Source organism: Streptomyces graminilatus (assembly GCF_001418565.1).
In the GTDB taxonomy this organism is placed as follows: Bacteria; Actinomycetota; Actinomycetes; order Streptomycetales; family Streptomycetaceae; genus Streptomyces; species Streptomyces graminilatus.
The window spans coordinates 1-5,401 of record NZ_LIQQ01000311.1; the positions used below are offsets into that span (position 1 = coordinate 1).

Genomic DNA, 5,401 nt, shown 5'->3' on the forward strand with positions numbered 1-5,401 from the left:
GCGGGGGTCTGGGGGCGCAGCACCCAGCTGCGGGACGGGAACGGGTAAGGGCGGCGGGGGCGAATGTCACGAATATGTGGCCCTTGCGCAGAAGGGTCGCAACGCACTCGGTGTGGGCCACTACCCTGGTGCCGTGACCATTCGCCTGTACGACACCAGCGCCCGGCAGATCCGTGACTTCGCCCCGCTCACACCGGGTTGTGTCTCGATCTACCTCTGCGGTGCCACCGTGCAGGCCGCCCCCCATATCGGCCACATCCGCTCCGGCCTCAACTTCGACATCCTGCGCCGCTGGTTCACGTACCGCGGCTACGACGTCACCTTCATCCGCAATGTCACCGACATCGACGACAAGATCATCAGGAAGGCCGCCGAACAGGGCCGGCCCTGGTGGTCCATCGGTTTCGAGAACGAGCGGGCCTTCAACGACGGTTACAACGCCCTCGGCTGCCTGCCCCCGACCTACGAGCCGCGTGCCACCGGGCACGTGACCGAGATGGTCGAGATGATGCGCGGGCTCATCGAGCGCGGACACGCCTACGAGGCCGACGGCAACGTCTACTTCGACGTGCGCTCCTTCCCCGGCTATCTGCGGCTGTCCAACCAGGAGCTCGACAACCTGCTCCAGCCCTCCGGTGAGGGTGAGACCGGCAAGCGTGATCCCCGTGACTTCGCCATGTGGAAGGCCGTCAAGCCGGGCGAACCGAGCTGGGAGACGCCCTGGGGGCGGGGGCGGCCCGGCTGGCACCTGGAATGCTCCGCCATGGCGCACAAGTACCTGGGGACCGCCTTCGACATCCATGGCGGCGGGCTCGACCTGATCTTCCCCCACCACGAGAACGAGATCGCCCAGGCCAAGGCCTTCGGCGACGACTTCGCCATGTACTGGGTCCACAACGCGTGGGTCACCATGAGCGGCGAGAAGATGTCGAAGTCCCTCGGCAACTCCGTCCTCGTCAGCGAGATGGTCAAGGCCTGGCGGCCCATCGTCCTGCGCTACTACCTCGGCACCCCGCACTACCGTTCGATGATCGAGTACAGCGAGGACGCCCTGCGCGAGGCCGAGTCCGCGTTCGCCCGGATCGAGGGCTTCGTGCAGCGCGTCGTCGAGAAGGCCGGGGGTGTCGTCGCGCCCGCCGCCGAGGTGCCGCCCGCCTTCGCCGAGGCCATGGACGACGACCTGGGCGTACCGCAGGCCCTCGCCATCGTGCACACCACCGTCAGGCAGGGCAACTCCGCGCTCGCCGCCGACGACAAGGAAGCCGCCGTGGCCCGCCTCGCCGAGGTGCGCGCCATGCTCGGCGTCCTCGGGCTCGACCCGCTCGACCCGCACTGGGCCGGGGACGCGAGCGACCGGGGCGAGGATCTGCACGGCGTCGTCGACAGCCTCGTACGACTCGTTCTCGACCAGCGCGAGGCCGCCCGCGGACGCAAGGACTGGGGGACCGCGGACGCCATCCGCGATCAGCTCAACCAGTCCGGCCTCGTCATCGAGGACGGCCCGCAGGGACCGCGCTGGACCCTCGGACCGCGCTGAGTATTTCGCCTCATATCCGTATATTTTCTTGATCGATTGTGCCGCCCGGGTTTCCGGGCGGCACACTCATAGACGTACACACGCACGCCTTCACACAGACAGGTAGGTCATGGCCGCTAACAACCGCCGCATGTCCGGCAAGAAGGGCGCGCAGGTCGGCAGTGGCGGCCAGCGGCGCCGGGGGCTCGAGGGCAAGGGCCCGACGCCGCCCGCCGAGATGCGCAAGGGACACAAGAAGAACCGTATTGCCGGGGCCAAGGCCAGGCAGGTCCAGCGGCGGCCCGCACCCAAGGGGCGCGGCGGGAAGGCGGCCTCCGAACTCGTCGTCGGCCGCAACTCGGTCGTCGAGGCGCTGCGCGAGGGCGTCCCGGCCACCTCGCTCTTCGTCCAGCAGTTCATCGACAACGACGAGCGCGTGCGCGAGGCGCTCCAACTGGTCGCCGAGCGCGGCGGCATCCACCTGATGGAAGCCCCCCGGCCCGAACTGGACCGGATGACCAACGGCCTCAACCACCAAGGCCTGGTGCTCCAGGTCCCGCCGTACGAGTACGCGCACCCCGAGGACCTCGCCAACGCCGCCTACGACAACGGCGTGGACCCCCTCATCGTCGCCCTCGACGGTGTCACCGACCCGCGCAACCTCGGCGCCGTCGTCCGCTCCGTCTCCGCCTTCGGCGGGCACGGGGTCGTCGTGCCCGAGCGGCGCGCCGCCGGTATGACCGCCGGTGCCTGGAAGACCTCCGCCGGTGCCGCAGCCCGTACGCCCGTAGCCCGCGCCACCAATCTGACGCGCGCCCTGGAGGCGTACCAGAAGGCGGGCATCGTGGTGATCGGTCTCGCGGCCGACGGGGACGCCGAACTCGGTGACCTGCCCGCCCTCGGCGGGCCCGTCGTCATCGTCGTCGGCAGCGAGGGCAAGGGCCTGTCCCGGCTGGTCGGGGAGACCTGCGACCACCTCGTACGGATCCCGATGCCCGGTGGCACCGAGTCCCTCAACGCCGGTGTCGCGGCCGGGATCGTGCTGTACGAAGCGGCCCGCCGCCGCGCCTGAACACATGTGCGCTGACCTCACCCGTACGGGGGAATCCGGGCGGGTGACGTCACCTTGACGCGGTCCGGACACATCCGCCAAGTCAAAGCAGTGTCCTAATCTCACGTCACTCGGTTAGATGAGTGTGGACACCAGAACACCCCGCACACCCACGGGGGACCGCTCGTCGGGATACGACGACGCTCCCGCGCTGAGCATGGTGAAGGTGCCGAGCGATCCGGCGCAGGTCATCGTCAACCATGCGAGCTTCCGCGTGCAGTTGGGGGCCTCGACGCGGCGGGCGGCACCGTCGTCCCGCGTCGCCCGGCACCTCGGCGCCTCCGAGGGCACGGCGCGCATCCCCGTCGCAGGCGCCGGTGGCGCCACGGCCGTCCGACGCAGGGCACCCGTCGTCTGGAGCGGGAAGTCGGCGCCCGACGACACCGGCGCCCACCGGCTGCTCCAGGCCGTACGGGGCTCCAGCGTGCGCCACGGCGAACAGCCGCCGGCCGCCGACGCCGGAGCGACGCAGGTCATCCCCCGTATCGGCGACGACGAACTCGACTACGCGGGCAGCACCCTCGATCAGACCGTCGAGACGCCCATCGTCGGCAGCCAGCGCACCCATGGCTCCGAAACCGGCCGCCTGCTCCCCAGCATGCGCACCACCGGCAGCGCGTACGACGAGGACGGCTACGGCCAACCCGGCTACGGCGGCGGCGAGTTCGGCCACGAGGGCTACGGCGGCTACGGCGGCTACGAGGGCTACGAAGGCGATACGGACTACGGGCGGGACTCCGACGGACGGCGCACCGGCACACGGCGCCACTCCAACGACCCCGTACGGCACGCCTATTACCCCGGCCGCCGGATGAACCTCGGCGTCGTCCTGCTTCCGCTGCGCATCTTCCTCGGCTTCATCTCCATCTACGCCGGTATGGGCAAGCTCTGCGACCCCGTCTACTTCGACGGCGGCAAACGCGGCTCCATGGTGAAGTGGCTCAACACCCTGCACCCCTGGGAAGTCGCCGAGCCACTACGGCAGTTCGCCCTCCAGCACCCCGTCGGCTCCGGACTCGTCATCGCCTTCCTCCAGGTCATCGTGGGCGTCCTCACGGTCCTGGGCCTGTGGCAGCGGGTCGCCGCGGTGGGCGGCGCGCTGCTCTCCGCCGCGCTGCTCGTCACGGTCAGCTGGAAGAGCGTTCCCGTCTACGACGCCCCCGACATCATCTATCTGGCCGCCTGGTCACCGCTGATCATCGCCGGTGCCCCCGTCTACTCCATCGACGGCCGCCTCGCGGGCAGCGCCTGGCGCCGGCTCGGCCCCCGTACGGACATCTGGGAGCTGCGGAGTTACGTCCTGCGGCGCGGTGCCCTCGTCACCGCCGTCGTCATCGGGATCACGCTCCTCGTCGGCTCGCTCCTCGGCGGCGCTGTCCGTGACGCCGACCGCGTGGTCGTCCCCGGCCCCGGCGAGCCGCCGCGCAACCAACTCCCCGGCGAGCCGCTCCCGGAGCAGTCCGGTGAACGCCGCGCCTCGAAGAGCCCCTCGGCGGTCATCAAGTCCCCGACCCAGAGCGCCACTTCGGCCAGCCCCACGACCGGCGGTGTCGAGACCACCCCCGAGGAGGCCCGCGAGAGCGGCAGCGTCACCGGGAGCCGGCCCAGCCAGACCCAGGGCAGCGCCGGCCAGGCCCCGCCGCAGCAGACCACCCCGGCCCAGCAGGCACCCACGACCGCCGGCCCGTCCTCCTCGGGCGGCACGGGCACCCCGGGTGGTACCAACGGCGGCTCCACGGGCGGCACTACCGGAGGCAGCGGCGACGGCAGCACCGGAGGGTCCGCCACGGGCCAGCCGGGACTGGTGGGCGGCCTCCTCGGCTAACCCTGGCCACCGGCGGCACAACAACCCGCCCGGTCAGGGCGGTTACGGCGATCACATGGGTGGGGTCCCGCACTGGGAAAGTGCGGGACCCCATCGACGTACAACGGCCTCACACATAAAAGCCTTTGGTGAGCCGCTGGCTCAACGGCCCAGCGCGGCCAGCTCCTTCGCGGCGGCCGTGAGGTCCTTGGCGGTGTCGATGGCGCGCCAGTAGGCGCCGTGCGGGATCGAGAAGCCGGCCAGGCGGAGTTCGCGGGCCAGATGGGGGAACGTCGTGCGCTCGTGGTCGCCGCGCTCCGGGAGCAGGCCGGCGAACTCGGAGGAGAAGACGTACACCCCCGCGTTGATCTCGAACGTCGACGGAGGGGACTCGATGAAGTTCGTGATGTGACCGAAGCCGTCGGTCTGCACGGCGCCCCACGGCAGGCGCGGGCGGGCCAGCGCGAGGGTCGCGACGGCGTCCCGCTCGGCGTGGAAGTCGGCCATGTCGCGCAGCGAGAAACGGGTCCAGATGTCGCCGTTGGTGGCGTACCAGGGCTGCTCCGGGGCAGGGAGGTGCGCGGCGGCGTACTTGAGGCCGCCGCCCCGGCCGAGAGGCTCCGTCTCGACGACCGTCGTGACGTTCAGCGGCAGATCGGCGCTTTCCAGCCAGCTCTGAAGGACCTCGGCGAGATGGCCGCAACTGACCACCACGTCCGTCACGCCCTCCTCGGCGAGCCAGACGAGCTGATGGCCGATGATCGGCGTCCCCGTGCCGGGGATCTCGACCATCGGCTTGGGCCGGTCGTCGGTGTACGGGCGGAGCCGGGAGCCCTGGCCGCCGGCGAGGACCACGGCCTGGGTGGGGCGCGACGGGGCGTGAGGTGCGGTCATGCTCTGCACTTTAGCTTCGCTGGTTGTGCGGGGGTGGTCGTGGGTGGGCCCGGTGTCAGTGGGGCCGGGGTGTGAG

At 70.8% G+C, this 5,401-nt stretch carries 4 protein-coding genes; 3 read left to right on the forward strand and 1 reads right to left on the reverse strand.

Annotated features, from left to right (window positions below):
• Window positions 1-133: 133 nt before the first annotated feature.
• The 3 genes from cysS to AOK08_RS25725 all read left to right on the forward strand — a co-directional run bounded on the left by cysS (window position 134) and on the right by AOK08_RS25725 (window position 4,452).
• A complete protein-coding gene (gene cysS / locus AOK08_RS25715) occupies window positions 134-1,537 on the forward strand; it encodes a cysteine--tRNA ligase (protein WP_055530333.1) in 1,404 nt (467 codons plus the stop codon).
• Window positions 1,538-1,646: 109 nt separating this feature from the next.
• Window positions 1,647-2,588 (forward strand): 23S rRNA (guanosine(2251)-2'-O)-methyltransferase RlmB, encoded by a 942-nt coding sequence (gene rlmB, locus AOK08_RS25720; protein ID WP_055530330.1) that lies wholly within the window; start codon window positions 1,647-1,649, stop codon window positions 2,586-2,588.
• A gap of 118 nt (window positions 2,589-2,706) precedes the next feature.
• Window positions 2,707-4,452: a DoxX family protein gene (locus AOK08_RS25725; RefSeq protein WP_241827093.1), complete on the forward strand. Its 1,746-nt coding sequence runs from the start codon at window positions 2,707-2,709 to the stop codon at window positions 4,450-4,452.
• Between the two features lie 141 nt (window positions 4,453-4,593).
• Here the strand turns inward: AOK08_RS25725 and AOK08_RS25730 are convergent, their stop codons facing one another.
• Window positions 4,594-5,325: a nucleotidyltransferase family protein gene (locus tag AOK08_RS25730; protein WP_055530335.1), complete on the reverse strand. Its 732-nt coding sequence runs from the start codon at window positions 5,323-5,325 to the stop codon at window positions 4,594-4,596.
• Between the last annotated feature and the right edge of the window lie 76 nt (window positions 5,326-5,401).

Coding starts and splice junctions, on each gene's coding strand:
- AOK08_RS25730 (WP_055530335.1), bottom strand. CDS start 5,325: ATGACCGCACCTCACGCCCCGTCGCGCCCCACCCAGGCCGTGGTCCTC.
- rlmB (WP_055530330.1), top strand. CDS start 1,647: ATGGCCGCTAACAACCGCCGCATGTCCGGCAAGAAGGGCGCGCAGGTC.
- AOK08_RS25725 (WP_241827093.1), top strand. CDS start 2,707: ATGAGTGTGGACACCAGAACACCCCGCACACCCACGGGGGACCGCTCG.